Origin of the sequence: Mycobacterium sp. E1214 (genome assembly GCF_001666755.1) — a bacterium.
Taxonomy (GTDB): domain Bacteria; phylum Actinomycetota; class Actinomycetes; order Mycobacteriales; family Mycobacteriaceae; genus Mycobacterium.
This window is the reverse complement of record NZ_LZJC01000162.1, coordinates 23,769-47,160: the sequence shown is the minus strand read 5'-3', so window position 1 is coordinate 47,160 and position 23,392 is coordinate 23,769. Positions and strand designations below refer to the sequence as shown.

Below are 23,392 nucleotides of genomic sequence, written 5' to 3'. Positions count from 1 at the left end.
GCGAATCTACTGAATGCCCCGCACGTAGGCGGCCTGTCCGAGGTGCTGCGCGCAGTCGTCGATGATGCTGACCAGCCGGGCGCTGGCCGTCACCGGCGGGTCCCAGTTGGTGTCCACGACGCGCGCGAGCTCCTCGGCGGTCACGCTGGCGATGTATTCCAGCGTCAGCTTGTGCACCGCGTGGTAGTAGCCGCTCAACAACTCCGCCGGCGCCCGCACCTTGCCCACCTCGTCGGGGCCGTGCCCGTACCCGGTGTCGTTGCGTGGCAGGTCCAGGCCGAAGCGGTCCACCCAGCCGTCGCGGAGCCACACCTGTTCCACACCGGCCACGTCGGCCAGCTGCAGGTCCTGCACCCGCGCGCTGTGCCAGAGCAGCCAGGCGATGCTGTTGGCGGTGGGAGTCGGGCGGTAGTACGACACCTCGTCGGTCAGACCGTCGGTTACTTCGTCGACATGCTCGATCAGCCGGGTGAACAAGTCCCGCAACATTTCCTGGGTGGCCGCGTCGGTAGTAGGCATACTTGCGATCCTGGCACGAGCGACCGGCACAGTCGTAGATTGTTCCCATGGCTTACGACCTCGTCATCCGCAATGGCACCATCGTCGACGGGCTGGGCGGTGAGCCGTTCGTCGGCGACGTCGGGGTGCGCGATGGCGTGATCGCCGCCGTCGGCGACGTCAACGGCGAGGCCGCCGAACGCGAGATCGACGCCACCGGGCTGCTCGTCACGCCCGGCTTCGTCGACCTACACACCCATTACGACGGCCAGTCCATCTGGTCGGAGCGCCTGACGCCGTCGTCGGCCCACGGCGTGACGACGGTGGTGATGGGCAACTGCGGGGTCGGTTTCGCGCCGTGCCGGCAGGAGGATCACGACGTCCTCGTCGACGTGATGGCCGGCGTGGAGGACATCCCGGGCGTCGTGATGACCGACGGCCTGCCGTGGACCTGGGAGACGTTCCCCGAATACCTGGATGCGCTCGACTCCGGCCGGCGCGACATCGACGTGGCGGCGTACCTGCCCCACTCCCCGCTGCGGGTCTACGTGATGGGTCAGCGCGGCGCGAACCGCGAGCCGGCCACCGCCGAGGACCTGGCCAAGATGCGCGCGCTCGCCAAGGAGGCCGTCGAGGTGGGGGCGCTCGGTTTCGCCTCGTCGCGGCTCACCATCCACAAGACCGAGAGCGGCTCGCCGATCCCCAGCTACGACGCCGCCCGCGAGGAGATCGAGCAGATCGCCCGCGGTGTCGTCGACGGCGGCGGCGGCCTGTTGCAGTTCGTGCCCGACATCCCGGCCGGCGGCTACCAGCCGGTGTTACAGACGGTGTTCGACGTCGCCGAGGACGTCGGCCTGCCGCTCACCTTCACCCTGGTGGTCGCCAACTCCGGCGACCCGACCTGGCCGGACGCCGTCACCATGATCGAGAAGGCGAACGCCGCCGGCGGCGACATCACCGCCCAGCTGTTGCCCCGCCCGATCGGGCTGATCATCGGGTTGCAGCTGACCGCGAACCCGTTCGTGCTCTACCCCAGCTACCGCGAGATCGCGCACCTGCCGCTCGCCGAGCGGGTGGCCGAGATGCGCAAGCCCGAGGTGCGCGCCCGGATCCTGGCCGACAAGCCCGGCGAGGGGCACCCGATCCTCTACGTCGCGCAGATGTGGGACTGGATCTACCCGTTGGGGGACAACCCCAATTACGAGCCCGACCCGGCGGACAGCATCGGCGCGCGCGCCCGGGCGCGCGGGGTGAATCCGATGGAGGAGGCCTACGACCGGTTGCTCGACGACGACGGCCGCGCCATGCTGCTGGTCGCGACGAGCAACCTGCAGGGCAACTCGCTGGACACCGTCGGCGAATTGCTGCACCGCGACGACGTGGTGCTGGGCCTGGGCGACGGCGGGGCGCATTACGGAATGATCTGCGACGCCAGCTATTCCACGTTCTTCCTGACCCACTGGGCGCGCGACCGCAGGGCCGGGCGGTTCTCGGTGGCCGAGGCCGTGCGGGAGCTGACCTCCGTGCCGGCACGGGTGGCCGGGCTCGGCGACCGCGGCCGCATCGCCGTCGGCTTCAAGGCCGACCTCAACGTGATCGATCACGCGGGGCTGCGGTTGCACAAGCCGGTGATCGCCTACGACCTTCCGGCGGGCGGGCGCCGCCTGGACCAGACCGCCGACGGGTACGTCGCGACCGTCGTATCGGGGGAAATCATCGCCGAAAACGGGGTGCCCACCGACGCCCGCCCCGGCAAATTGGTGCGCGGCCGCCAACCCATCCCCACACACTCGCGATAACGCCACGAAAAACGCCTGATCCCAGTTAAGTTAAGGTCCGTGACGAACCCGCATTTTGCGTGGTTGCCGCCAGAAGTCAACTCGGCACTTATTTTCTCCGGTCCTGGCCCCGGGCCGCTGCTTGCTGCCGCGGCGGCGTGGGACGGGCTGGCCGGTGAGCTGGCATCGTCGGCATCGTCATTTTCTTCGGTCACCTCCGACCTCGCCAGCGGTGCGTGGCAGGGCGCGTCGTCGTCGGCGATGCTGGCGGTGGCCAGCCGGTACGTCAGCTGGTTGAGCACCGCCGCCGCGCAGGCCGAGCAGGTGTCCACCCAGGCCTCGGCCATCGCGACCGCGTTCGAAAACGCGCTGGCCGCCACGGTGCAGCCGGCGGTGGTGGCCGCCAACCGGGCGTTGGTGTCGGCATTGGCGGCCAACAATCACCTCGGGCAGAACACCCCCGCGATCGCCGACATCGAGGCGGCGTACGAGCAGATGTGGGCCGCCGACGTGGCGGCGATGTTCGGCTACCACGCCGACGCCTCGGCGGCCGTGGCGAAGCTGCCGCCGTGGAAGGAGGTGCTGCAGACGCTGGGCTTCCAGTCGACCAGCACCTCGGCGACCCGGCAGGCCAGTTCGGCCGCCGTCGCCCGCAGCTTCACCTCGCGGATCGCGGGGCTGCTGACGCCCCCGGGCCCGGAGTAGCGCGCCTATCCTGACCACCATGCGCGCGAAAAAGAAGGTCGACCTCAAAGCGCTGGCCGCGGCGCTTCCCGACTACCCGTACGCATACCTGATCACCGTTGACGACGGCGGCCGCGTCCACACCGTGACCGTGCGGCCCGCGCTGCGGGAGGCGACGCTCGACGTGGGGCGCATCGGAGGGCGCACCCGGGCGAACCTGGCGCGTCGCGCCGACGTCACCCTGCTGTGGCCGCCGACCGACCCGGGCGGCTACTCGCTGATCGTGGACGGCCGGGCCGAGACGGCCGAGGCCGACGGCGACACCGTGCGCCTCGAGGTGACGCCGACGCGCGCGCTGCTGCACCGCGACGCCGACTCCCCCGACGCCGCGAAGGGCTGCCTGCACGACTGCGTCGTGTTCGCCGTGCCCGAGTAGACGACGACGCCCCCGGAGCCGGCTTTACCGGGCCGTACAGTCTGATCCGTGAGTCGCATCGCGCCGCTCGCCCCGCCATGGAGCGAGGAAGACGCCGCCAGCATCCACAGCTGGGGCCACCCGGACCGCACCTACGAGCCGCTGCTGCTGGTGCGCTGCCTGCAACGCCATCCGGCGCTGGCATCCCGGCTGCGCAAGCTCGGCGAATCCCTCTACGTCGCGGCGCTGCTGCCCGCGCGGACGCGGACCATCGCGATCCTGCGCACCTGCGCGCTGGTGGGCTGCGCCTACGAGTGGGGCGGCCAGGCGGCGTTCTGGGGGCCGATCGCCGGCGTCAGCGACGACGAATGCGATGCGCTGGTGACCGGCGGCGCCGACGACCCGCACTGGAGCCCCGCCGAGCGGACGCTGATCGAGGCGGTCGACGAGCTCGAGCGCACCGGGTCGTGGGCCGAGGCGACGTGGGCGGCGCTGGGCCGCGACCTCGACGACGAGCAACGCATCGAGCTGCTCACGGCCGTCGGCTGGTACCGCACGATCTGCACACTGTGCAACGCGTTGGCCCTGCCCGTGGAGGGCTGGATGCGGCCGTGGCCGTCAGCTCGCTGACCGGTCCCTGCGCAACGCCGGATGCTGGTTCTTCAGCAGCGGCAGCAGCACGCGGCGCGGCATGAACTGAAACAGCCGGGTGCTGAGCTGGCTGGGCAGGCCCGCGATCACCGTGCCGCGGTCGCGGTCCAGGGCGTCGACCCCGGCGCGGGCCACCTCCCGCGACGGCTTCCAGAGGATTTTGGGGAACGCGTCGGCGAAGGCCCGCTCGTCCATGCCCGCGCTGGTCAGGAACTCGGTGCGCACCGGCCCCGGGTTGAGCACGGCGACGGTGACGCCGGTGCCGGCGAGCTCGCCGCGCAGGCCTTCGGTGTAGGTCCTCACGAATGCCTTGCTGGCGGCGTAACAGGCCTGGCCCGGGAAGGGGTGGTAGCCCGCCGTGGAGCCGACGTTGAGGATCGCGCCGCGGCCGCGCGGCACCATCTGCTGCACTGCGCGGGTGGTCAGGTCGACGACGGCCTCGACGTTGACCCGCACCTGGGCGACCTCGGCGTCGACGGGCGTCTTGGTGACCGAGCCGATGGTGCCGATGCCGGCGTTGTTGACCAGGATGTCGGCGGTCAGCCCGCGGCGGCCGACCTCGTCGAACAGGCCGGCCCGCGCGCCGGCATCGGCGACGTCGCAGGCGATCACCTCGACGCGGACGCGTGTGCGCAGTTCGTCGGCGAGCTCGCGTAGCCGGTCTTCGCGGCGGGCGACCAGGGTGAGGCCGTGGCCGCGGTCGGCCAGTTCGCGGGCGATGTCGGCGCCGATGCCCGACGAGGCGCCGGTCACGACGGCGGTGCTGGTGGGCGAGGGTTCCGGAAGGGCCACGCGCCTCAGCGTACGGGTGCGTCGGGCGGGGGCCCTCGTGGGACAGTGCGCCGAACGTGCAACTAGCTTCACGCTCGGCGTCGAACGTGCGGCTAGCTTCACGCTCGGCGCTCGAGACACGAAAAAGCCCGGCTTCCTCGAGGGAAGCCGGGCCTTCTCGTGCTGGGGACTTAGAAGTCCATGCCGCCCATGCCACCGGTCGGGTCGCCCGCGGGTGCGGCCGCCTTCTCCGGCTTGTCGGCGACGACGGCCTCGGTCGTCAGGAACAGCGCGGCGATCGACGCGGCGTTCTGCAACGCCGAACGCGTCACCTTGACCGGGTCGGCCACGCCGGCCTTGAGCAGGTCCTCGTACTCACCGGTAGCGGCGTTCAGGCCGGTGCCGGCGGGCGAGTTGCTGACCTTCTCGGCGACCACGCCGGGCTCCAGACCACCGTTGAAGGCGATCTGCTTGAGCGGAGCCGACAGCGCCACGCGGACGATGTTGGCGCCCGTGGCCTCGTCACCGGAGAGCTTCAGCTCGTCCAGCGACGGCGCCGCGTGCAGCAGGGCCACGCCACCACCGGCGACGATGCCCTCCTCGACGGCGGCCTTGGCGTTGCGCACCGCGTCCTCAATGCGGTGCTTGCGCTCCTTGAGCTCCACCTCGGTGGCGGCGCCGGCCTTGATCACCGCAACACCGCCGGCCAGCTTGGCCAGGCGCTCCTGCAGCTTCTCACGGTCGTAGTCGGAGTCGCTGTTCTCGATCTCGCCGCGGATCTGGGCCACGCGCCCGGCGATGGCGTCGGAGTCACCGGCGCCCTCGACGATGGTGGTCTCGTCCTTGGTGACGACGACCTTGCGGGCCTTGCCGAGCAGGGCCACGTCGGCGCTCTCCAGCGACAGGCCGACCTCTTCGCTGATCACCTGACCACCGGTGAGGATCGCCATGTCCTGCAGCATCGCCTTGCGGCGGTCGCCGAAGCCCGGAGCCTTGACGGCGACGGACTTGAAGGTGCCGCGGATCTTGTTCACGACCAGGGTGCTCAGGGCCTCACCCTCGACGTCCTCGGCAATGATCAGCAGCGGCTTGCCGGCCTGGATGACCTTCTCGAGCAGCGGGAGCAGGTCCTTGACCGTCGACACCTTGGAGCTGACCAGCAGGATGAAGGGGTCCTCCAGGACCGCTTCCTGCCGCTCGGCGTCGGTGACGAAGTAGCCCGAGATGTAGCCCTTGTCGAACCGCATGCCCTCGGTGAGCTCGAGCTGCAGGCCGAAGGTGTTGGACTCCTCGACGGTGATGACGCCCTCGTTGCCGACCTTGTCCATCGCCTCGGCGATCAGGTCGCCGATCGACTGGTCGCCCGCGGAGATCGCGGCGGTGGCGGCGATCTGGTCCTTGGTCTCGACCTCCTTGGCCGACTTGAGCAGGGTCTCGGTGACCTTCTCGACGGCCTTCTCGATGCCGCGCTTCAGGCCCAGCGGGTTGGCACCGGCGGCGACGTTGCGCAGGCCCTCACGGACCAGCGCCTGCGCCAGCACCGTGGCGGTCGTGGTGCCGTCACCGGCGACGTCGTCGGTCTTCTTGGCGACTTCCTTGACCAGCTCGGCGCCGATCTTCTCGTAGGGGTCCTCCAGCTCGATCTCCTTGGCGATGGACACACCATCGTTGGTGATCGTGGGGGCGCCCCACTTCTTCTCCAGGACGACGTTGCGACCCTTGGGGCCCAACGTCACCTTTACCGCGTCGGCGAGGGCGTTGAGCCCGCGCTCGAGGCCGCGACGGGCCTCTTCGTCGTACGCAATTGTCTTGGCCATTGCGAAGTGATTCCTCCGGATTGGGGATGACACGTTCTGGCCGGGTGCAGTGCCCGCGACGGACGACCGGGCTGTCGTTGGGCCTGGTCTCACCGTCCCGACCTAGCACTCACCAGTCGCGAGTGCCAACGTCATTCTTAGCACTCGCCCATGTCGAGTGCAAGAAGTGGCGGTGGTTATCGCCCAGCGCGCAGACCGTCGATGACGACGTCGGTCACCCGCTCGGCGAGCTCGGAGTTGTAGGCCTCCATCGCCTGGCACCCGACCAGGATGGCCTTCACTTCGCGCACGCCGAGGTCCGGCCGCGCGGTGCCCGACCGCTGCGCCGCCTCGAGCAGGGTGCCGAGCATCTCCAGGAACGCGTCCTCGGCGTCCGGGGCGGCGCTGTCGAGTTCGATGCCCAGCCCGGCCAGCGCGTCCACCAGGCCCCGATCGGCGGACCCCCACTGCAGCACCAGCGTCCGCAGATACTCGAACAGGGCCTCGCCGGGCGCACCCGACTCCAGCAACGCGTAGCCGCTGCGGACCAGCTGGCGCAGCCGATCGTCGACGACGGCGGCGAACAACGCCTCCTTAGTCGGGAAGTGCCGGTACACCGTGCCGGCGCCCACCCCGGCGCGCCGAGCGATCTCGTCGATCGGGACCGACAGGCCCTCGGCCGCGAAGGTTTCGTAGGCGACGTCCAGCACGCGCGCCCGATTGCGGGCCGCGTCGGCGCGCAACGGCCTGGGTTGCGCCATCTGTTCATCACCTCGCTGTTGACAAAACGGGGCGTGCGTTCCATATAGTGGGGGGGGCAACCGGAGCGCCCGCCCCGTTTACTCTACTAGTTCAAGGAGGCCGCCATGGCCAAATGGACCACCGCGGACATCCCCGACCAGTCCGGCCGGGTCGCCGTCATCACCGGGGCCAACACGGGCCTCGGCTACGAGACCGCCCTGGCGTTGGCCGCCCGCGGCGCCCACGTGGTGCTCGCGGTGCGCAACCTGGACAAGGGCAAGGACGCCGTCGCGCGCATCACCGCCCAGAGCGCCGACGCCGACGTCGCGCTGCAGGAACTCGACCTGACCTCCCTGGAATCGATCCGGGCCGCCGCCGACCAGCTGCGCTCCGCCCACGACCGCATCGACCTGCTCATCAACAACGCCGGCGTCATGTGGACCCCCAAGGGCACCACCAAGGACGGCTTCGAGCTGCAGTTCGGCACCAACCACCTCGGCCACTTCGCCCTGACCGGCCTGCTGCTGGACCGCTTGCTGCCGGTCGCCGGCTCGCGGGTGGTGACGGTCAGCAGCCTCGGCCACCGCCTGCTGGCCGACATCCACTTCGACGACCTGCAGTGGGAACGCAGCTACAACCGGGTCGCCGCCTACGGGCAGGCCAAGCTCGCCAACCTGCTGTTCACCTACGAGCTGCAGCGCCGGCTGGCCCCGCGCGGGACGACGGTCGCCGTCGCCGCGCACCCCGGCGGGTCGCGCACCGAACTGACGCGCAACATCCCGGCGCCGGTCGAGCGGATCGTGACGCCGCTGTTCGGGCTGATCTCGCAGGACGCGGCCACCGGCGCCCTTCCGACGCTGCGCGCCGCCACCGACCCGGGCGTGCTGGGTGGTCAGTACTTCGGGCCGGACGGCTTCGGGGAGATGCAGGGCCACCCGAAGGTGGTGGCGTCGAGCGCCAAGTCGCACGACGCCGAGCGGCAGCGCCGGTTGTGGGCGGTGTCCGAAGAGCTCACCGGTGTCGTCTACCCCGTCGACTAACCCAGGTCGAGCAACTGCTCGTAGAACCCTCCGAAGCCGCGCGGGCGGTCGACCAGGTGGACCTCGAGGATCCAATGGCACGGCCGCCCGTCGCCGCCCGCGCGGCGCATGGGTTTGGTCGAGCCGGGCGTGATGTACCACTGCACGCCGTCGCCGACGATCTTCTTGTGCGGGAACTCACCGACCAGGTGGCCGGCGATCGGGCTGCCCCAGCCGAAGCCCTGCGCTTCGGCCACACCGACGACGTAGTCGTACAACTGCGCGCCCGTGACGTCGGCATGGGCGGCGAAGTAGTCGCGCCCCGCCTGCCACACCCGCGGAAGCGCTTCGCGCACCGCGACCTTCGCGGGGTCGTCGCCCAGCACGAAGGTGCGCCCGAAATCCGCCTCCCAGTCTTCGAAGATGGGGCCCAGATCGACGAAGGCGATGTCGTCGTCGGCGAGCACCCGGTCCGGCGGATGCTCCTTGAACGGCAGCAGGGTGTTCGCGCCCGCGCGCACGATGCGCCGGTGCCAGTGCCGCGTCACCCCGAACAGCTCGGCGGCGAGGTCGCGGATCTCGTCGGATAGCGCCTTCTCGCCCACCCCGGGCCGGATCATGCCGCGCCGCTCCATCTCGTCGAACAGCCGCGCGGCCTTGTCCTGGGCGTCGAGCAGCCGCCGCACGCGAACGTCTTCGCCGGACTCCACTTACGCGATGCTAACTGGCAGGCTGGACGGGTGTCCCTGGTCGTGCCGCCGTATCCGCCGCCCCGCTACACCCGTGACGAGCCGGAGGTGAGCGCCTGGCTCAAGCGGGCCCCTGAAAACGGCGGGGAGCCGCCCGACTACCAGACGCCCGGGGTCGCCTACCGCTATTTGGCGAGCCAGCGCGACACCGCCGGTGACTACGGGCTCTACCGGGTCGACATCGGCCCGCAGGGCGGTGGTCCCGGCCCGCACTTTCACCGCGCCATGTCGGAGGCCTTCTTCGTGCTGTCCGGGGCCATGCGGCTCTACGACGGCACCGACTGGGTCGACGGCCACCAGGGCGACTTCCTCTACGTCCCGCCGGGAGGAATCCACGGCTTCCGCAACGAGGCCGACGAACCCGCGTCAATCCTGATGCTGTTCGCGCCCGGCGCGCCGCGAGAGGCCTACTTCGAGAACTTCGGCGCGCTGGCCGACATGACCGACGACGAGCGCCGCGAATGGTTCGCCCGGCACGACAACCATTGGGTCTGAGCCGCCGCGGCGGCCCGCGCCGACCGGCGGACTCGCGTCGCGGTGAGTAAGTTCTGGGCCATGCCTGCAAACGACCCCGGACGGAAGTGGTCGGAGAGCGACATCCCGGACCAGAGCGGCCGCGTCGCCGTCGTCACCGGCGCCAACACCGGCATCGGTTATCACACGGCCGCCGCGCTGGCCTACCGCGGCGCCCACGTGGTGCTCGCCGTCCGCGATCTGGAGAAGGGCAACACCGCCCTGTCCCGCATCCACGCCGCCAGCCCCCGCGCCGACGTGACCCTGCAGGCGCTCGACCTGACCTCGCTGGATTCGGTGCGCGCGGCCGCCGACGCGTTGCGCGCCGCCTACCCCCGCATCGACCTGCTGATCAACAACGCCGGCGTCATGTGGACCCCCAAGGCCACCACCAAGGACGGTTTCGAGCTGCAGTTCGGCACCAATCACCTGGGGCACTTCGCGCTGACCGGGCTGCTGCTCGACCACCTGCGCAAGGTCCGCGAGTCCCGGGTGGTGACGGTGAGCAGCCTCGGGCACCGGCTGCGGGCCGCGATCCACTTCGACGACCTGCAGTGGGAACGCGGCTACGACCGGGTCGCCGCCTACGGGCAGTCGAAACTGGCCAACCTGCTGTTCACCTACGAGCTGCAGCGCCGCCTGGCGGCTCACCCGGAGGCCAAGACCATCGCCGTCGCGGCCCACCCGGGCGGGTCCAACACCGAGCTGGCCCGCAACCTGCCGGGCATCTTTCAGCCGCTCAAGGCGGTGCTGGGGCCGGTGCTCTTCCAGAGCCCGGCCCAGGGCGCGCTGCCGACGCTGCGGGCCGCCACCGACCCCGACGTCCAAGGTGGGCAGTACTTCGGGCCCGACGGCTTCCTGGAGCAGCGCGGCCACCCGAAGCTGGTCGCCTCCAGCGCGCAATCCCACGACGAACAGCTGCAGCGCCGGCTGTGGTCGGTCTCCGAAGAGCTCACCGGCGTCAGCTTCGGAATCTGACGGGCCGATAATGGCCGGGTGCGGTCCGTAGCAGAGCACCAGCGCGTCGTCGCCGACCTCGTCCGCGCCCGGCCCGCCCGGCCCCTGCCGCTGGCCGAGGCGCAGGGCCTGGCCCTGGCCGACGACGTCGTCGCGCCGCTGGCGCTGCCCCTCTTCGACAACTCCGCGATGGACGGCTACGCGGTGCGGGCCGAGGACGTCGCGGCCGCCACGGCCGACCGGCCGGTGCTGTTGCCCGTCGCGGAGGACATCCCCGCCGGGCGCACCGACGCCCTGTCCCTGCGGCCGGGGACCGCCCACCGCATCATGACCGGCGCGCCCGTCCCGGCGGGCGCGACCACCATCGTGCCGGTCGAGGACACCGACGCCGGCGCGGACGTGGTGGCGATCCGGGCGGCCCGCGAACCGGGCAAGCACATCCGGCGGGCCGGCGAGGACGTCGAGCCCGGCACCGTCGTGTTGCGCAAGGGGCAGCTGGTCTCCGCCGCCGTCCTCGGGCTCGCCGCCGCGCTGGGGATCGCCGAGCTGGCGGTGATCCCGCGGCAGCGGGTCCTGGTGGTGTCCACCGGCTCCGAGCTGGTGGCCCCGGGTGTCCCGCTGCGGCCGGGCCAGATCTACGAGTCGAACTCGATCATGCTGGCCGGAGCGGTGCGCGACGCGGGCGCCGACGTGGTCGCGATCGCGACCGCCGAGGACGACGTCGCGCAGTTCAGCGAGATCCTCGACCGCCACGCCGTCGCAGCCGACCTGATCATCACCAGCGGCGGCGTCAGCGCCGGGGCCTACGAGGTGGTCAAGGACGCGTTCGGCCGCGACGGCGACCAGGGCGTCGACTTCGTCAAGGTGGCCATGCAGCCCGGGATGCCGCAGGGCGTGGGGCGCGTCGCCGGCACGCCCATCGTGACGCTGCCCGGCAACCCAGTGAGCTCGCTGGTGTCCTTCGAGGTGTTCCTCCGGCCCGCGCTGCGCCGGGCCATGGGCCTGCCGGATCCCGAGCGGCCGCAGCGGCCCGCCGTCCTCACCGAGTCGTTGACCTCGCCGCGCGGCAAGCGCCAGTTCCGGCGGGCGATCTTCGACGCCGAGGCGGGCCGGGTGCTCAGCTACGGGCCGCCCGCCTCGCACCACTTGCGGTGGCTGGCCACGGCCAACGCGCTGCTGGACATCCCCGAGGACGTCGTGGAGGTGCCGGCGGGGGCGCAGGTGCAGGTCTGGGACCTGGGCTGAGCCGCCTCAGCCGACCGTCGAGGCCGCGGCCTCGCGGTGAAACTCGTCGGCCGCGTCAAAGGCCCTGCTGCCGCGGATCGCGATGCCCGCGACGCACAGCATCACCGGGATCACCAGCAGCGCCGCCGACAGGCCGAACAGGCCCGAGAGCTGGCCGATCAGCGGCGGCCCGAGCAGATAGCCGACCCAGCCGGTCGCGGCGACGATCGCGATGGCCGAACCGCCGCGGCCGGCGGGGTAGGCGGCGCTGAACGCGGTCGGCACCAGCAGCGCCACCCCGGCGCCCAGCAGCGCGAACCCCGCGACGCTGACGACCGGGTCGGCCACCGCCAGCGTCACGCCCATGCCCAGCGCGGCGAGCAGGGCCAGCGCCGGCAGCAGCCGCCGGCTGGGGATGCGGGAGTGCAGCCGTAGCGCGGCGAACCGGGTGATCACCATCGTCAGGGTGTAGGCCGCGTAGCTCAGCGCGGACAGTCCCGGCCCGGCGCCCACCACGTTGCGCAGGTAGTCCCCCGACCAGTCCCCGGCCGCGCCCTCGCAGATGAACGACGCGAACGACACGCCCGCCAGGATCGCGACCGTGGGGCTCAACCAGCCGCGCTTCGGGCGGTCCCGGGCCCGCTCGGGCTCGCGGTCGGGTAGCAGGGCGCCGGTGCACCCCTCCACCCCGCCCGCGACGACGACGGCGAGCACCAGCAGTTGCGCCGCCAGCGGAACCCCCGCCCCCACATTCCGCAGATCAAGGGCCACCTGGGCCTCTCCGACGCCGCGCTGGGAACGGCGTTGTTCGGCGCGCCGCTGGGCGCCGTCGCGGCCACCGTGGCGAGCCACTGGGCGCTGCCGCGATGGGGCAGCCGCCGTCTGGTCCGGCTCACGGTGATCGCTTACGCCGCGGCGTCGGTCACCATCGGGCTGGCCGAGTCCTGGGCGTCGCTGTTCGCTGCGCTGGTCGGGTGGGGCCTGTTTCAGGGTGGACTAGACGTGGCGATGAACACCCAGGCCGCGACGGTCGAGCGGCGCGCCGAACAACGCCGTTCCCAGCGCGGCGTCGGAGAGGCCCAGGTGGCCCTTGATCTGCGGAATGTGGGCGACCCACGACGAGGCCACCATGGCGTGAGCGAGGAAAGTGACGGTGCCGCCGATCTTCGCGCGGCGCAGGCTCGCGGCTTCGGTCGGATGCATGGTGCTGGGCAGCGTTCCCGTTGCGGGCGCACACCAACCGGGTTCCGGTCTCCGTAAGATGGCCGCGTGGCAAAACGCCCCCGCACGGTCGGCCCCACCGCCGAGGAACCGACCTTCAGCCCCGCGCACGCGCTGGAACTGGTGCGATCGGCGATCCCACCCCTGCACCCGGCCGGGCGACCGTTCGTCGCGGCGGGCCTCGCCCTGGCCGTCACCGGCCGCAACCACCGGTGGGTGCGGCGGGCCGGCCTGCTCGCGGCGGGCGCGTGCGCGGGCTTCTTCCGCCACCCCCCGCGGGTGCCGCCGACCCGGCCCGGCGCGATCGTCGCCCCCGCCGACGGCGAGGTCTGCGTCATCGACTCGGCCGCCCCGCCCGCCGAGCTCGGCATGGACGACGCGCCGCTGCCGCGGGTCAGCATCTTCCTGTCGCTGCTCGACGCCCACGTCCAGCGGGCGCCGGTCGGTGGCCAGGTCGTCGCGGTGCACCACCGGCCGGGCCGCTTCGGGTCCGCGGACCTGGCCGCCGCCAGCACCGAAAACGAGCGCACCAGCCTGCGGATCCGCACCGACGGCGGCGCCGACGTCGTCGCGGTGCAGGTCGCCGGCCTGCTGGCGCGGCGCATCATCTGCGACGCCCGCGTCGGCGAACGGCTGTCGATCGGTGACACCTACGGCCTCATCCGGTTCGGTTCCCGGCTGGATACCTACCTGCCGGCGGGCACGCAGCCGCTGGTGCGGGTGGGCCAGCGCGCCATCGCCGGCGAGACCTTGCTGGCCGAGCTGCCGTGATCAGCAAGCCGCGCGCCCGGCGCCCCCCGGTGAACCTGCAGATCCTGCCCAGCGCCATGACGGTGCTGTCCATCTGCGCCGGCCTGACCGCCATCAAGTTCGCGCTCGAGCACCAGCCGAAGGCCGCGATGGCGCTGATCGCCGCCGCCGCCATCCTCGACGGGCTCGACGGCCGGGTCGCCCGCATCCTGGACGCGCAGTCGCGGATGGGCGAGGAGATCGACTCGCTGGCCGACGCGGTGAACTTCGGGGTGACGCCGGCCATCGTCGTGTACCTGACGCTGTTCGCGCAGTCCCCGTCCGGGTGGATCGTGGTGCTGCTCTACGCGGTGTGCGTGGTGCTGCGCCTGGCCCGGTACAACGCGCTGCTCGACGACGGCACCCAGCCCGCCTACACGCACGAATTCTTCGTCGGCATGCCGGCGCCGGCGGGCGCGGTGTCGCTGATTGGGCTGATCGGGCTGAAGCTGCAGTTCGGCGACGGATGGTGGACGTCGCCGGTGTTCCTGTGCGTGTGGATCGCCGGCACGTCGGTGCTGCTGGTCAGCAAGATCCCGATGCGCAAGATGCACGCGGTCGCGGTGCCGCCGAGCTGGGCCGCCCCGCTGCTGGCGGCGTTGGCGATCTGCGCGGCCGCCGCCGTGCTGGCCCCCTACGTGTTGATCTGGGTGATCATCGTCGCCTACCTGTGCCACGTGCCGTTCGCGATCCGCAACCAGCGCTGGCTCGCCGCGCACCCCGAAGCGCTCGCCGACAAGCCCAAGCAGCGCCGCGCCGCCCGGCGCGCGACCCGGCGGGCCCAGCCGCACCGCCGGTCGGTCGCCCGCCTGGGGCTGCGCAAGCCGGGCGGCCGCCTGCCATGACCCGCCCGGGCGAGGACGCGGCCCGTCAGCTCACGCTCACCGCTCGGCTGAACACCTCGGCCGTCGACTCGCGCCGCGGCGTCGTCCGGTTGCACCCGAGCGCCGTCGCCGCGCTCGGCATCCGCGAATGGGACGCGGTAGCGCTGATCGGGTCGCGCACCACGGCGGCGGTGGTGGGGTTGGCCGGGCCGGACACCCCGGTCGGCACGGCGCTGCTCGACGACGTGACGCTGTCCAACGCCGGCCTGCGCGAGGGCACCGCGGTGATCGTCGGCGCGGTCACCGTCTACGGCGCCCGGTCGGTGACCCTGTCCGGCTCGGGGCTGGCGACGCAGTCGATCTCGCCGGTCACGCTGCGCCAGGCCCTGCTGGGCAAGGTCCTCACGGTCGGCGACGCGGTGTCCCTGCTGCCCCGCGATCTGGGGCCGGGCACGTCGACGTCCGCCGCCACCCGCGCGTTGGCCGCCGCGGTCGGCATCAGCTGGACCTCGGAGCTGCTGACGGTCACCGGGGTCGATCCGGGCGGGCCGGTCAGCGTGCAACCGAACTCGCTGGTGTCCTGGGGCGCGGGCGTGCCGGCCGGCGGTCAGGCGACGCCCCGGGCGGCGGTGGAGGTGTCGAGTCCCGACACGGTCGTGGAGGAACTCAAGGGCTCGCAGCCGCAGGCCGCCAAGCTCACCGAATGGCTCAAGCTGGCCCTCGACGAGCCGCACCTGCTCAGGGCGTTGGGTGCGGGCGCGAACCTCGGCGTGCTGGTGTCCGGCCCGGCCGGCGTCGGGAAGGTGACGCTGGTGCGGGCGGTGTGCGCCGGCCGCCGGATGGTGACTCTGGACGGCCCGGAGATCGGCGCGCTGACCGCCGAGGACCGGCTCAAGGCCGTGGCCGGCGCGTCACGCGCGGTGCGCGACGGCGGCGGCGTCCTGCTGATCACCGATGTGGACGCCCTGCTGCCGGCGACTGCGGAGCCGGTCGCCGCGCTGATCCTCGGCGAGCTGCGCACCGCCGTCGCCACCGAGGGTGTCGCGCTCGTCGCCACGTCGGCCCGCCCCGACCAGCTCGACGCCCGGCTGCGGGCGCCCGACCTGTGCGACCGGGAGCTCAGCCTGCCCCTGCCCGACGCCGGGACCCGCCGATCGCTGCTGGAAGCGCTGCTGAAATCGGTGCCGACCGGCGACCTCGACTTCGACGAAATCGCTGGCCGCACACCCGGGTTCGTCGTCGCGGACCTGGCCGCGCTGGTGCGCGAGGCGGCGTTGCGCGCGGCGTCGCGGGCCAGCGCCGACGGCGAGCCGCCCCGACTCGACCAGGACGACCTGCTCGGCGCGCTGACCGTCATCCGGCCGCTGTCCCGCTCGGCGAGCGAGGAGGTGACCGTCGGCAACGTCACCCTCGACGACGTCGGCGACATGGCCGAGGCGCGGCAGGCGCTCACCGAGGCGGTGTTGTGGCCGCTGCAGCATCCCGACACCTTCGCCCGGTTGGGCGTCGACCCGCCGCGCGGGGTGCTCCTGTACGGCCCGCCCGGGTGCGGCAAGACCTTCGTCGTGCGCGCCCTGGCCAGCACCGGGCAGCTGTCGGTGCACGCCGTGAAGGGCTCCGAGCTGATGGACAAGTGGGTCGGCAGCTCGGAACGGGCGGTGCGGGAACTGTTTCGGCGCGCGCGCGATTCCGCGCCGTCGTTGGTCTTCCTCGACGAGATCGACGCGCTGGCGCCGCGGCGCGGACAGAGCTTCGACTCGGGGGTGACCGACCGGGTGGTGGCCGCGCTGCTGACCGAGCTCGACGGCGTCAACCCGCTGCGCGACGTCGTCGTGCTGGGCGCCACCAACCGGCCCGAATTGATCGACCCCGCGCTGCTGCGCCCGGGACGCCTGGAACGGCTGGTGTTCGTCGAGCCGCCGGACGCCGCGGCGCGCCGCGACATCTTGCGCACCGCGGGCAAATCCGTTCCGTTGAGCGACGACGTCGACCTCGACGAGGTGGCCGCCGGGCTCGACGGCTACAGCGCCGCGGACTGCGTCGCCTTGCTGCGCGAGGCCGCCCTGACCGCGATGCGCCGCTCCATCGACGCCACCGACGTGACGGCCGCCGATATCGCGGCGGCGCGCCAAGCCGTGCGTCCCTCGCTGGAGGCCGCGCAGGTGCAGTCGCTGCGGGCCTTCGGCAAAGCTTTGTAGCGTCCCGACGTGTAGACCCGCGGTTTGCGGGTATGGATTCACCACGACCGAATCGGCGACGGGGGGCCCGGTGTTGCGGCAGTTGGGTGACGGCGCGGTAGCGCCATGACCGAATCACCTGAAACCGGCGACAAGTTTCCCGCAGGACTATGGCGGCTCCTCGACCGGCATCCCCCACCAGGAACCGAGCGCTTGCACCGGTGGCGCAGCCCGTTGCGTGGGCCATGGCTGACATCGGTGTTCGGTCTGGTGCTCTTGGTGGGCCTGCCGATCGTCATCCTGACCGGGTTGCTGTCCTACATCGCCTACGGGCCGCAGTTCGGTCAGGCCCTACCGGTTCACGTCGGGTGGCTGAAGCTGCCGACGTTCGACTGGCCCACCCGCCCCGTGTGGCTTTACCGACTCAGCCAGGGCCTGCACGTCGGGCTGGGATTGGTGCTGATCCCGGTGGTGTTGGCCAAGCTGTGGTCGGTCATCCCGCGGCTGTTCGCATGGCCGCCGAGCCGGTCCATCGCCCAAGTGCTGGAACGCGTTTCCATCGCGATGCTGGTCGGCGGGATTCTGTTCGAGATGGCCACCGGCGTGCTCTACATCCAATACGACTACATCTTCGGGTTCAGTTTCTTTCCGGCGCACTATTACGGCGCGTGGGTGTTCATCGCCGGCTTCTTGATGCACATCACCTTGAAGATCCCGCGGATGGTGACCGGTCTACGGTCGGTGTCGTTGCGAGAAGTGTTGCGCACAAACCGCGCCGACACCCACCCCGAGAACTTCGACCCCGACGAATTGGTGGCCGCTGAGCCGGCAGCGCCGACGATGAGCCGACGCGGCGCCCTCGGTCTCGTCGGCGCAGGCGTGCTGTTGACCGCCCTGACCACCGCGGGACAGACGATCGGCGGGTTCGCGCGTCACCTGCCGCTGATGCTTCCCACCGGGGATACGACGGGCAAGGGGCCCAACGACTTCCGGATCAACAAGACCGCCAAGGGCGTCGGCATCGACCCCGCGACCACGGGCGAGAGGTGGCGGCTCACCCTGCGCGGCGGTGCAGCGCCGATTGTGTTGACCCGCAAGGACCTCGAGGCGATGACTCAACACAGCGCTCGGCTGCCGATCGCATGCGTGCAGGGCTGGTCCACGGTGCAGAGCTGGAGCGGTGTTCGGCTCGCGGAGCTTGCCGCACTGGCCGGGGTTCGGACACCGCGTTCCGCGCTGGTCCAATCACTGGGCAAGGAGGGCTATTTCAACAGCGCCACCTTACAGGCCAACCAGATAGCCCACCCCGATGCGCTACTCGCGCTGCGGGTCAACGGTGCGAACATCTCGCTCGACCACGGATATCCGGCGCGCATCATGGTCCCCGCGATCCCGGGTGTGCACAACACCAAATGGGTATCGTCCATCGACTTCAACGGCCGCTGAGATGCCGCACCGGTCCACGCTCTTCCGGTCCGTCTACGGCTCCAGCCCGGTGCACCTGTTGACCATGGTGGCCGGGTTCGGACTGGCCGGCTACTTGATCGTCACGGCCGGACCGACGACCCTGTGGAAACCCGAAGGCACCTGGTGGAAATCGATGACCCTGTGGTTCGCCGCGGCGATCATCTTCCACGACCTCGTGCTGTTTCCCGTCTACTCGCTGGCGGATCGGCTCGTGAACCCACCGGTCGGCCGCCACCGCCGATCCCCGGTGCCGGCGCGCAATTATCTGCGGGCACCCGCGTTGGGTTCCGGATTGCTGCTGCTCGTCTTCTTGCCCGGCATCATCAGGCAGGGCGCGGAAAAATATTCCGACGACACGGGATTGACCCAGGAGCCATTTCTCGGCCGGTGGCTCATGCTCACCGCGCTCATGTTCGCCTTCAGCGCCGGCAGTTACGCCGTCCGGCTCGCCCTGGCGTACCGCAGCGGCGCCGAGGCAAACCGAAGCCTCGGCCGGTCCCCGCATCCGCCGGCGGCGGACCTTGATCCATCGACGTCGGAGCGCTCACGGTTCGGGTAGCGGCGCCTACTCGCGGGAGAGCCGCGCGGTGCGGGCCGGGGCGCGACGCAGGGCACCGATCAGGTCCGCCACGTCCGCGGGGCGCGGCGTGTATCCCGGGAAGTAGCAACACACCTCGGCGGCGTGTTCGCCGAATCGCGCCACGATCTGCTGCGCGCATTCCTCGGGGGTGCCGACGATCCCGATCCGCGACACCAGCTCGTCGCCGACGAGTCGGCGCATCTCGGCGAAGCGGCCCTGCTTGGACAGCGCGTTGAGCTCGGGCTGGACGTCGGCCCAGCCCTCGACCTCGAGGACGGGCAGGTAGGCGGGCGTGGACCCGTAGAACGAAATCAGCGACGCCACACCGTCGATCGCGGCGGCCAGGTCGGCCTCGTCGCGGCCGACCGCGACCATGGCCGCGACGATGATCTGCAGGTCCTCTCGCGCGCGGCCCGTCCGCCGCAGGCCCTCGGCGACGGCCGGCAGCGTGCGTTCCTCGAAGTGGCGCGCGCTGTTGAACGGCATCACGAGCAGGCCGTCGGCCACTTCCGCGGCGGTGCGCGTCATCACCGGGCCCAGCGCACCCAGCAGCACCGGCGGCGGGCCGAACGGATTCGGCCCCGGGCTGAAGTTCGGCGCCATGATGGTGTGCGTGAAGAACTCGCCGCGAAAGTTCAAGCGGGACTGACCCTCCCACGCCGCGAAGATCGCCTTGATGGCCGCGACGGTCTCGGCCATCCGCGCCGCGGGCCGCTCCCACTTACTGCCGTAACGCTTTTCGATGTGGGCCCGCACCTGGGAGCCCAGGCCCAGCCGGAACCGGCCCTCGCTGACCAGTTGCAGGTCGTAGGCGGCGTGCGCCAGGTGCAACGGGCTGCGCGGCGGGGCGATGGCCACGTTGGTCATCAGGTCCAGACTGGTGGCGCCCGCCGCAACCAGCAGCGGGAAGAACACGTCGTGCTGGCCCTCGAAGGTGAACAGGCCGTCGGCGCCCGTCGCGGCGATGTCGGCGGCGCTGGCGGCCGCCCGCACCGGGGAACCGTTGACCTGCAAATGCACCTTCATGGGCTCACCCTAGCCGTCACCGGTCGGCTATTCGGAGAGCTGGAACTGAACCACCTCGGCGACGGCGTCCACGGCCTCGCTCAGCGCGGCCAGGCGCTCGGCGGCCGACGGCGCCGCCAGCACCGAGTAGCGATCCGCGGTGCCGATCGGAATGCGGGCGGCCAGGGTGAGCAGGCGGTCCCCGGCGTCACCGGACGTGTCGCCTCCCAACAGCACCTCACGGCTGGGCAGCGTCACCCCCCGCGCGTCCGCGATCCGCTCGAACAGCGCCATCGCCTTGTCTTCCACCTCGAGCACCTGGGCGCGGGACACGGGTTCGCTGGGCTGGTCGGGCCACACCGTCGCGTGCGCCCGCGGGTAGGGATCGTCGGGTAGCCACTGCGACAACAGGATTCGCGCTCCCGTGCGGCAGCTGAGCGTATAGCGCCCAGCGCCCTCGTCGACGCACTCGACGATGCTGGCCAGCACCCCGACGTCGCAGCGGGCGTCACCGCCGCCGACCTCGCGGCCGCGCGAGATGAGCACCACACCGAAGGGCTCACCCGCCTCCAGGCAGTGCCGCACCAGGGCGCCGTAGCGCGGCTCGAAGATTCGCAGCGGGAGGTGCTGGCCCGGCAGGAACACCGACTCCAGCGGAAACATGGCCAGCGCAACGAATTCCGGGGCGGTCATCAGACGTCCAGCTCACCGACCAGGACGTCGACCACCGCGCGCAGGTCACCGTCGTGCTCCTCGGCGACGCGGCGCTGCCGCTGATATGACGCGCCGCGCCGGGGGATGTCGGCGACGGCGGCCAGCTCGTCGACGCAGTGCAGGCTCTTGGCCACCGGCTCGAGCCGGGTCAGCACGTCGTCGAGGTCCTCGGTCACCAACCGCTCGTTGCTCTCCGCGTCCAGGATGATGATGGCGTCCAGGCCGTAGCGGGCGGCGCGCCATTTGTTCTCCTGGGCGTGCCAGGGCGGCATGGTCGGCAGCGACTCGTCGGCCTCCAGCCTGCGGTCCAGATCGACGATGAGGCAATGGGTTAACGCGACCAAGGCGCCCAGCTCGCGCAGGTTGGACACCCCGTCGAAGATTCGCACCTCGAGCGTCCCCAGGTGCGGCGACGGTCGGATGTCCCAGCGCACCTCGTCGACGTGGTCGATGATGCCGGTCTTCTTCTGGTCGTAGACGAAGCCTTCGAATTCTTTCCAGGTCTGGAAGTGGAACGGCAGCCCGGCGGTGGGCAGCTGCTGGAACATCATGGCCCGGTTGCTGGCGTACCCGGTGTCCTCGCCGCCCCACCACGGCGACGAGGCGGACAGCGCCAGCAGGTGCGGGTAGTAGTTGAGCAGCGACGTCATGATCGGCATCACCTTGTGCGGGGAGGAGATTCCCACGTGCACGTGCACGCCCCAGATCAGCATCTGCCGGCCCCACCACTGGGTGCGTTTGATGAGTTCGGCGTAGCGGGCGCCGTCGGTGAGTTCCTGCGCCGACCAGCGGGCGAACGGGTGGGTGCCGGCGCAGAACAGCTCCATGCCGCGGTCGCGGACGATCCGGCGGGCCGGCCCGAGCGTGCCGCGCAGGTCCTCGATCGCCTGCGGCGCGCTGTCACAGATGCCGGTGACCACCTCGACGGTGTTGCGTAGCAATTCCTTGTGTACGCGCGGGTTTTCACCGATCTCGTCGATCACCGCCGTGGCTTCGTTGCTCAGGTCGCGGGTCTGCGCGTCCACGAGTGCGAACTCCCACTCGACGCCGATGGTCGGCCGCGGCGAGCGGGCGAAGTCGATGCGCGCCTCGCCGCGGGTGGCGGCACTGGAAGGGGCTTGGCTAGCCGGCACCGATGACACCGCACGCCACCCGCTTGCCGGCGTCACCGGCGCTCATCGCCATCTGGTCCGACGTCGGCGTCCCGCTGCTGGGCGGCATGCTGGGCTGGTCTTTCGCTCCGGCGTGGATCACGATCGCCGTCTTCTCGCCGCTGAGCAGGTCCTGCTCGGTGAAGGCGTCGGTGGTGGTGACCAGCGTCCCCGACCCGTCTTTGCGCACCTGCAGCACCGACAGGTCCCCGCTGGCCGGCTCGCCGGTGCGCCCGCCGACCTGCAGGTGGTCACCGGCCGAGAGGAAGTCGCCCGGGGCGCCGCCCGTCGGCGCCACCGAGTTGGGTTCGCACTTGCCCACCCGGTGGATGTGCACGTCGTGGAAGCCGGGGGCCAGCACGCCGTTGGCCGTCGTCTCGATGGTGACGGTGGCGTAGCCGTTGTTGAACACGAACGTCGCGGTCGCGATCTCGGTGCCGTCGGGACCCTTGAGGTGAGTGGTGATGTTGGGCGCCGACGATGGGGCTGCGGCCGCCGGGTTCTCGGCGGACTTTGCCGACGACGGCTCGGGCGACCCCGTCCACACCGCGGGCGTGGTGCCCGGCACGGACGACGCGTGCTGGGGAGACGAGCACGCGCCGAGCAGGGCGGCGCCGGCCAGGATCAGCGGGGGCAGCGCGGACGGGCGGGCGACGGCGTAGCGGAGACCGGCGAGCTGAGGCATGCCCAAAAGCCTAGCGTGGCGACGATGCGCGCCGGCATGGCGCGCGCAGGAGCCGCGCCATCGGACCTAGCTGGCGACGATGCGCGCCGGCATGGCGCGCGGAGGAGCCGCGCCGCACGCCCTGCGGCTAGCCCGCGACGAGGACGATGACGCCCGGCGGTTCGCTGTTGAGCGCGGGAATCCGCGGCTCGACGGGGGCGCCGAGGTTCTTGCCGACGGCGTCCGCGGTGGCGTGCTCGTCGCCGGTGTCGGTGTAGTACACCGTCGTCGCCGACACGTCGGGCACGGTCAGGTTGTCCACCTTGGTCACCTTGAACCCGGCCGACGTCAGCTGGTCCTTGGTCTTGGCGGCAACGCCCTCTTTCGAGGAGATGTTGTAGACCTGCACGTCGGCCTGGTTGCCCGCCGGCTTGTTGCTCGGCGAGGTGGGCGACGCGCTCACACTGCTCGTGGCGCTGGACGCGGGCGACGCCGTGTCGTCGTCGGCGTTCCCGGAGGAGCCCACGGCCTGCCAGCCGAGAAGCAGGAAGATGACGCCCAGGAACAACAGCACCATCACCATGGCCCGCAGGGGCAATCCCGTGGAGTCGGGTACGCGCTCTTTCATCGAGCCCTACTGTAACGAGTCAGGTCACCTCGAAGCCGAGGCGCCGCGCCGCCCGCGCCTTCTGACGGCTGGCGCGCAGCCGGCGCAGCCGTTTCACCAGCATCGGGTCGGCGGCCAGCGCCTCGGGCCGATCGACGAGCGCGTTGAGTACTTGGTAGTACCGCGTCGCCGACATCGAGAACAGTTCCTTGATGGCGTCTTCCTTCACGCCCGCGAATTTCCACCACTGTCGTTCGAAGGCGAGGATGTCGTGTTCGCGGCGTGTGAGGCCATCTGCGATCTCGGCATCGTCCCCCGATCGATTTGCCCGCGCCATGGCGCTGTCCATATCGCTACCCCTGGACCCTTTCGGCGAATTGCGAACTGCTCGAATGAC

25 protein-coding genes and 2 pseudogenes are annotated in these 23,392 nt (G+C 71.2%); 14 read left to right on the top strand and 13 right to left on the bottom strand.

The window, feature by feature from the left end; all coding sequences use genetic code 11:
- Window positions 1-6 precede the first annotated feature (6 nt).
- Entirely contained in the window at window positions 7-519 is a 513-nt protein-coding gene (locus A5700_RS22605; protein ID WP_068073541.1) for a mycothiol transferase, read from the bottom strand.
- Between the two features lie 47 nt (window positions 520-566).
- On the opposite strand from A5700_RS22605, the gene A5700_RS22600 reads away from it, so the two are divergent.
- The 4 genes and pseudogenes from A5700_RS22600 to A5700_RS22585 all read left to right on the top strand — a co-directional run bounded on the left by A5700_RS22600 (window position 567) and on the right by A5700_RS22585 (window position 4,005).
- Complete coding sequence (locus A5700_RS22600) at window positions 567-2,297, top strand: amidohydrolase family protein (RefSeq protein WP_068073539.1); 1,731 nt, start codon at window positions 567-569, stop codon at window positions 2,295-2,297.
- A gap of 39 nt (window positions 2,298-2,336) precedes the next feature.
- A pseudogene (locus A5700_RS22595) lies at window positions 2,337-2,873 on the top strand (PPE family protein); the annotation flags it as partial.
- A 127-nt stretch (window positions 2,874-3,000) separates the two neighbouring features.
- Complete coding sequence (locus A5700_RS22590; protein ID WP_068073537.1) at window positions 3,001-3,396, top strand: hypothetical protein; 396 nt, start codon at window positions 3,001-3,003, stop codon at window positions 3,394-3,396.
- Window positions 3,397-3,444: 48 nt separating this feature from the next.
- Window positions 3,445-4,005 carry a carboxymuconolactone decarboxylase family protein gene (locus A5700_RS22585; protein ID WP_068073534.1) on the top strand — a complete coding sequence of 187 codons (561 nt, stop codon included), beginning with the start codon at window positions 3,445-3,447 and terminating at the stop codon, window positions 4,003-4,005.
- On the opposite strand, the gene A5700_RS22580 is transcribed toward A5700_RS22585, so the two are convergent.
- The 3 genes from A5700_RS22580 to A5700_RS22570 form a co-directional block, all read right to left on the bottom strand.
- Window positions 3,994-4,818 carry an SDR family oxidoreductase gene (locus A5700_RS22580; protein WP_068073532.1) on the bottom strand — a complete coding sequence of 275 codons (825 nt, stop codon included), beginning with the start codon at window positions 4,816-4,818 and terminating at the stop codon, window positions 3,994-3,996. The genes A5700_RS22585 and A5700_RS22580 overlap by 12 nt on opposite strands.
- Before the next feature lie 170 nt (window positions 4,819-4,988).
- A complete protein-coding gene (gene groL, locus A5700_RS22575; protein WP_068073530.1) occupies window positions 4,989-6,614 on the bottom strand; it encodes a chaperonin GroEL in 1,626 nt (541 codons plus the stop codon).
- Between the two features lie 176 nt (window positions 6,615-6,790).
- Window positions 6,791-7,354 carry a TetR/AcrR family transcriptional regulator gene (locus tag A5700_RS22570; RefSeq protein WP_068073528.1) on the bottom strand — a complete coding sequence of 188 codons (564 nt, stop codon included), beginning with the start codon at window positions 7,352-7,354 and terminating at the stop codon, window positions 6,791-6,793.
- A 105-nt stretch (window positions 7,355-7,459) separates the two neighbouring features.
- Here A5700_RS22570 and A5700_RS22565 point away from each other — a divergent pair, with 105 nt between their 5' ends.
- Complete coding sequence (locus A5700_RS22565; protein WP_068073526.1) at window positions 7,460-8,374, top strand: SDR family NAD(P)-dependent oxidoreductase; 915 nt, start codon at window positions 7,460-7,462, stop codon at window positions 8,372-8,374.
- Here A5700_RS22565 and A5700_RS22560 read toward each other — a convergent pair.
- Window positions 8,371-9,063 (bottom strand): M24 family metallopeptidase, encoded by a 693-nt coding sequence (locus tag A5700_RS22560; RefSeq protein WP_068073521.1) that lies wholly within the window; start codon window positions 9,061-9,063, stop codon window positions 8,371-8,373. The genes A5700_RS22565 and A5700_RS22560 overlap by 4 nt on opposite strands.
- Window positions 9,064-9,093: 30 nt before the next feature.
- On the opposite strand from A5700_RS22560, the gene A5700_RS22555 reads away from it, so the two are divergent.
- From A5700_RS22555 to glp, 3 genes are read left to right on the top strand one after another with little or no spacing between them, the layout of a single operon-like run.
- Window positions 9,094-9,597, top strand: coding sequence for a cupin domain-containing protein (locus tag A5700_RS22555; RefSeq protein WP_068073519.1), 504 nt, complete (start codon window positions 9,094-9,096; stop codon window positions 9,595-9,597).
- A 60-nt stretch (window positions 9,598-9,657) separates the two neighbouring features.
- Window positions 9,658-10,593 (top strand): SDR family NAD(P)-dependent oxidoreductase, encoded by a 936-nt coding sequence (locus A5700_RS22550; protein WP_068073690.1) that lies wholly within the window; start codon window positions 9,658-9,660, stop codon window positions 10,591-10,593.
- A gap of 18 nt (window positions 10,594-10,611) precedes the next feature.
- Entirely contained in the window at window positions 10,612-11,817 is a 1,206-nt protein-coding gene (gene glp / locus A5700_RS22545; RefSeq protein WP_068073515.1) for a gephyrin-like molybdotransferase Glp, read from the top strand.
- A gap of 6 nt (window positions 11,818-11,823) precedes the next feature.
- Here the strand turns inward: glp and A5700_RS22540 are convergent, their stop codons facing one another.
- The gene (locus A5700_RS22540) at window positions 11,824-12,567 is read right to left on the bottom strand and encodes an MFS transporter (protein ID WP_082966243.1); all 744 of its coding nucleotides are present in this window, start codon (window positions 12,565-12,567) and stop codon (window positions 11,824-11,826) included.
- Here A5700_RS22540 and A5700_RS27115 point away from each other — a divergent pair.
- A pseudogene (locus A5700_RS27115) lies at window positions 12,517-12,768 on the top strand (hypothetical protein); the annotation flags it as partial. The gene A5700_RS22540 and the pseudogene A5700_RS27115 overlap by 51 nt on opposite strands.
- 24 nt (window positions 12,769-12,792) lie before the next feature.
- On the opposite strand, the gene A5700_RS26330 reads toward A5700_RS27115, so the two are convergent.
- Complete coding sequence (locus tag A5700_RS26330) at window positions 12,793-12,999, bottom strand: hypothetical protein (protein ID WP_068205035.1); 207 nt, start codon at window positions 12,997-12,999, stop codon at window positions 12,793-12,795.
- Window positions 13,000-13,065: 66 nt separating this feature from the next.
- On the opposite strand from A5700_RS26330, the gene A5700_RS22530 reads away from it, so the two are divergent.
- From A5700_RS22530 to A5700_RS22510, 5 genes are all read left to right on the top strand, one after another.
- Window positions 13,066-13,788: a phosphatidylserine decarboxylase gene (locus A5700_RS22530; protein ID WP_082960531.1), complete on the top strand. Its 723-nt coding sequence runs from the start codon at window positions 13,066-13,068 to the stop codon at window positions 13,786-13,788.
- Window positions 13,785-14,651, top strand: a complete 867-nt coding sequence (gene pssA / locus A5700_RS22525; protein ID WP_068071039.1) for a CDP-diacylglycerol--serine O-phosphatidyltransferase — start codon at window positions 13,785-13,787, stop codon at window positions 14,649-14,651. The genes A5700_RS22530 and pssA overlap by 4 nt, the downstream gene beginning before the upstream one ends.
- Window positions 14,648-16,828 (top strand): AAA family ATPase, encoded by a 2,181-nt coding sequence (locus A5700_RS22520; protein WP_068071037.1) that lies wholly within the window; start codon window positions 14,648-14,650, stop codon window positions 16,826-16,828. Before pssA ends, A5700_RS22520 begins: the two co-directional genes overlap by 4 nt.
- A 105-nt stretch (window positions 16,829-16,933) precedes the next feature.
- Window positions 16,934-18,253 carry a molybdopterin-dependent oxidoreductase gene (locus A5700_RS22515; RefSeq protein WP_082960530.1) on the top strand — a complete coding sequence of 440 codons (1,320 nt, stop codon included), beginning with the start codon at window positions 16,934-16,936 and terminating at the stop codon, window positions 18,251-18,253.
- Between the two features lies 1 nt (window position 18,254).
- Entirely contained in the window at window positions 18,255-18,833 is a 579-nt protein-coding gene (locus A5700_RS22510; protein ID WP_068071033.1) for a hypothetical protein, read from the top strand.
- A gap of 6 nt (window positions 18,834-18,839) precedes the next feature.
- Here the strand turns inward: A5700_RS22510 and A5700_RS22505 are convergent, their stop codons facing one another.
- The 6 genes from A5700_RS22505 to A5700_RS22480 form a co-directional block, all read right to left on the bottom strand.
- Window positions 18,840-19,880: a TIGR03617 family F420-dependent LLM class oxidoreductase gene (locus A5700_RS22505; RefSeq protein WP_068071031.1), complete on the bottom strand. Its 1,041-nt coding sequence runs from the start codon at window positions 19,878-19,880 to the stop codon at window positions 18,840-18,842.
- A gap of 27 nt (window positions 19,881-19,907) precedes the next feature.
- The gene (locus A5700_RS22500) at window positions 19,908-20,552 is read right to left on the bottom strand and encodes an LON peptidase substrate-binding domain-containing protein (protein ID WP_068071030.1); all 645 of its coding nucleotides are present in this window, start codon (window positions 20,550-20,552) and stop codon (window positions 19,908-19,910) included.
- Window positions 20,552-21,715 (bottom strand): glutamate--cysteine ligase, encoded by a 1,164-nt coding sequence (locus A5700_RS22495; RefSeq protein ID WP_068071028.1) that lies wholly within the window; start codon window positions 21,713-21,715, stop codon window positions 20,552-20,554. The genes A5700_RS22500 and A5700_RS22495 overlap by 1 nt, the downstream gene beginning before the upstream one ends.
- Entirely contained in the window at window positions 21,696-22,409 is a 714-nt protein-coding gene (locus A5700_RS22490) for a superoxide dismutase family protein (RefSeq protein ID WP_068071026.1), read from the bottom strand. Before A5700_RS22490 ends, A5700_RS22495 begins: the two co-directional genes overlap by 20 nt.
- Window positions 22,410-22,536: 127 nt before the next feature.
- Window positions 22,537-23,016 carry a LytR C-terminal domain-containing protein gene (locus tag A5700_RS22485; protein ID WP_068071024.1) on the bottom strand — a complete coding sequence of 160 codons (480 nt, stop codon included), beginning with the start codon at window positions 23,014-23,016 and terminating at the stop codon, window positions 22,537-22,539.
- A gap of 19 nt (window positions 23,017-23,035) precedes the next feature.
- Window positions 23,036-23,344, bottom strand: coding sequence for a DUF3263 domain-containing protein (locus tag A5700_RS22480; RefSeq protein ID WP_003873790.1), 309 nt, complete (start codon window positions 23,342-23,344; stop codon window positions 23,036-23,038).
- Window positions 23,345-23,392 lie beyond the last annotated feature (48 nt).

What these genes read in the sequence shown, in the direction of transcription:
- A5700_RS22490 (WP_068071026.1), bottom strand. Translation starts at nt 22,409, where the DNA reads ATGCCTCAGCTCGCCGGTCTCCGCTACGCCGTCGCCCGCCCGTCCGCG.
- A5700_RS22485 (WP_068071024.1), bottom strand. Translation starts at nt 23,016, where the DNA reads ATGAAAGAGCGCGTACCCGACTCCACGGGATTGCCCCTGCGGGCCATG.
- A5700_RS22600 (WP_068073539.1), top strand. Translation starts at nt 567, where the DNA reads ATGGCTTACGACCTCGTCATCCGCAATGGCACCATCGTCGACGGGCTG.
- A5700_RS22500 (WP_068071030.1), bottom strand. Translation starts at nt 20,552, where the DNA reads ATGACCGCCCCGGAATTCGTTGCGCTGGCCATGTTTCCGCTGGAGTCG.
- A5700_RS22570 (WP_068073528.1), bottom strand. Translation starts at nt 7,354, where the DNA reads ATGGCGCAACCCAGGCCGTTGCGCGCCGACGCGGCCCGCAATCGGGCG.
- A5700_RS22550 (WP_068073690.1), top strand. Translation starts at nt 9,658, where the DNA reads ATGCCTGCAAACGACCCCGGACGGAAGTGGTCGGAGAGCGACATCCCG.
- A5700_RS26330 (WP_068205035.1), bottom strand. Translation starts at nt 12,999, where the DNA reads ATGCATCCGACCGAAGCCGCGAGCCTGCGCCGCGCGAAGATCGGCGGC.
- A5700_RS22605 (WP_068073541.1), bottom strand. Translation starts at nt 519, where the DNA reads ATGCCTACTACCGACGCGGCCACCCAGGAAATGTTGCGGGACTTGTTC.
- A5700_RS22505 (WP_068071031.1), bottom strand. Translation starts at nt 19,880, where the DNA reads ATGAAGGTGCATTTGCAGGTCAACGGTTCCCCGGTGCGGGCGGCCGCC.
- A5700_RS22565 (WP_068073526.1), top strand. Translation starts at nt 7,460, where the DNA reads ATGGCCAAATGGACCACCGCGGACATCCCCGACCAGTCCGGCCGGGTC.
- A5700_RS22520 (WP_068071037.1), top strand. Translation starts at nt 14,648, where the DNA reads ATGACCCGCCCGGGCGAGGACGCGGCCCGTCAGCTCACGCTCACCGCT.
- A5700_RS22515 (WP_082960530.1), top strand. Translation starts at nt 16,934, where the DNA reads ATGACCGAATCACCTGAAACCGGCGACAAGTTTCCCGCAGGACTATGG.
- groL (WP_068073530.1), bottom strand. Translation starts at nt 6,614, where the DNA reads ATGGCCAAGACAATTGCGTACGACGAAGAGGCCCGTCGCGGCCTCGAG.
- A5700_RS22510 (WP_068071033.1), top strand. Translation starts at nt 18,255, where the DNA reads ATGCCGCACCGGTCCACGCTCTTCCGGTCCGTCTACGGCTCCAGCCCG.
- A5700_RS22590 (WP_068073537.1), top strand. Translation starts at nt 3,001, where the DNA reads ATGCGCGCGAAAAAGAAGGTCGACCTCAAAGCGCTGGCCGCGGCGCTT.
- A5700_RS22480 (WP_003873790.1), bottom strand. Translation starts at nt 23,344, where the DNA reads ATGGACAGCGCCATGGCGCGGGCAAATCGATCGGGGGACGATGCCGAG.